This is a genomic window from Methylomagnum sp. (assembly GCF_054333355.1).
The window spans coordinates 1-2,571 of the sequence record NZ_JBTEKS010000510.1 but is presented as its reverse complement, the minus strand read 5'-3'; the positions used below and the strand labels follow the sequence as shown (position 1 = coordinate 2,571).

Below are 2,571 nucleotides of genomic sequence, written 5' to 3'. Positions count from 1 at the left end.
GCGCGAACGGCCTAGAAAATTCCCTTCACCAGTATCCGGCGCACAGCGAAAGCGTCACCACCCGCCCCGCGCCCGGTGGGGAAAAAATCGCCATCATCGGCCTCGCGGGCCGCTATCCCCAAGCCGCGAACCTGGACGAATTCTGGCAAAACCTGAGCCAGGGCCGGGACTGCATCACCGAGATTCCCCCCGACCGCTGGGATCAAGCCCGGCATTGCCCCGCTGGCGAAACGCCGGGCGGCTGGGGCGGATTCCTGGACGGGGTGGCCCGTTTCGATGCGCCGTTCTTCCACATTTCCCCCGCCGAAGCCGAGTTGATGGACCCGCAGGAGCGGCTGTTCCTACGCACCGCCTGGGAAACCTTGGAAAACGCCGCCCACACCCGGCACAGCCTGAGCCGGGAACGGGTCGGCGTGTTCGTCGGGGTGATGTACGGCCATTATCAGTTGTACGGCGCGGAGTCCGGCGAGTTGCCCAATTCCTCGTTCGCGTCCATCGCCAACCGGGTGTCCTATTGCCTGGGCTTGTCCGGCCCCAGCATGGCCATCGACAGCATGTGTTCCTCGTCACTGACCGCCATCCATCTGGCCTGCCGGAGCTTGCTGAACGGCGACTGCACCCTGGCCCTGGCCGGTGGCGTGAACCTGACCCTGCACCCCAACAAATACCGCCTACTGAATCAAGGCAAGTTCGCCGCCAGCGATGGGCGCTGCCGCAGCTTCGGGGCGGGCGGGGATGGCTACGTGCCCGGCGAGGGCGTGGGCGCGGTGCTGCTGAAACCGCTGGCGGCGGCGCTGGCCGATGGCGACATCATCCACGGCGTTATTCTCGGCAGCGCCCTCAACCACGGCGGCAAGACCAACGGCTACACGGTGCCCAATCCCGTCGCCCAGGCGGATTTGATCCGCCGCGCTTTGGAAGCCGCAGGCGTTCCGCCCGCCAGCCTGAGCTATATCGAAGCCCACGGCACCGGCACGGCGCTGGGCGACCCCATCGAACTGACGGGCTTACGCAAGGCTTTCGAGGTGGCCGGGTCCGCCGGGGGAAGCTGCGCGATGGGTTCGGTGAAATCGAATATCGGCCATCTTGAATCCGCCGCCGGAATTGCCGGACTGACCAAGCTGCTGTTGCAGATGCGGCACCAAACCCTGGTTCCCTCGCTACATTCCGAAGCACTGAACCCCAACCTGGATTTCTCCGGCTCGCCCTTCTATGTGCAGCGGCGTTTGGAGCCGTGGCGCCCGCTCGGTCCCGACGGCAAGCCGTTGCCGAGACGGGCGGGACTCAGTTCCTTTGGGGCGGGCGGTGCCAATGCCCACCTCATCGTGGAAGAGCCGGAAAGCTTGGCGGTGGCTGCCGCCCCGGACACCGGGCATCCCGAGTTATTCCTGTTGAGCGCCAAGGACCGGGCTGGTTTGCAGCGGCAGGTGGCGCAATTGCGGGCCTATCTGGCACACCGCCGCGCCGCCGCAACGGGCGAAACGCCGCTCCATCCGGGCGACGTGGCCTACACCCTGCAAGTGGGCCGCGAGGACATGCGGGAACGGCTCGCCATCATCGCCGCTGGCTTCGATGCCCTGCTGGACGGCTTGGATGCCTTCCTCGCGGGCCGGGCGGGTCTGGGTGGCGTGTTCGCCGGGAGTCCGCCCGCGCCGTCCGGCGAACCGCTGTTCGACGACTCGCCGGAGGACCAGGCCTATTTAGATGGCCTGCTGCGTGGTGGCAATCTGGCGAAGCTCGCCAAGCTGTGGATTCAGGGCACCGGGATCGACTGGTCTCTGTTAAAACGGCCCCGCCCCGCCCGGCGTATTCCGCTGCCGACCTATCCCTTCGCCGAGGAAGCTTATTGGCTGCCCGCCGCGTCCGCTGGCCCGTCGCTGTTGTCGAAGCCGCGTCTGCATCCCTTGTTGGACGCCAATGTTTCCACCTTGCGGGAACAGGTATTTGCCAGAACCTTCCAGCCCGATGAAGCTTGCCTGCGGGATCACAGCGTCGCGGGCCGGGCCATGCTGCCCGGTAGCGCTCATCTGGAAATGGCCCGCGCCGGTGCGGTTCTGGCCGGTGAGCGGCAAGTCGCCGCGCTGCGCGGCGTTACCTGGATCAATCCCCTGGAAGTCCCGGCGGAAACCGAAGCCCGCCTCGTCCTGACGCCGGAGGACAGCGGCGCAGTCGCTTTCGCCATTCTGAGCGGCCCGGCGGATGCGCTCTGCTCACGGGGTCACATCGTGTTCGGTGTCAGCGCAGCGGAGGACGCCGCCCCGCCCCGCCTGGACCTCGCCGCCATCCGGTCCCGCTGCCCGCATCGCAAGGACGGCGCGGCGGCTTATGAAGGCTTCCGCGCCATGGGCTTGGAGTATGGTCCCAGCTACCGGGTGACTCAGGAAGTCCACGGGGGCGAGCGGGAAGCCCTGGCCTTGCTGCGCCTGCCACCGGAGGCGGAACCCTGGCCGGTCGAAGGCTTCCACCCGTCCCTGTTGGATGGCGCCTTGCGGGCCAGCATGGGCATCACCGCGCTGGCGGCGGCGGCTTCCCGCCCGCTGATTCCCTTCGCGTTGCGGGAACCTGTCCGGA

1 protein-coding gene is annotated in these 2,571 nt (G+C 67.4%); it reads left to right on the top strand.

Features of this window, described 5'->3' with window-relative positions; genetic code table 11:
- Nucleotides 1-2,571 (top strand): type I polyketide synthase (locus ACXWUF_RS21810; protein ID WP_458503411.1); only part of this gene is annotated, 2,571 nt, incomplete at both ends.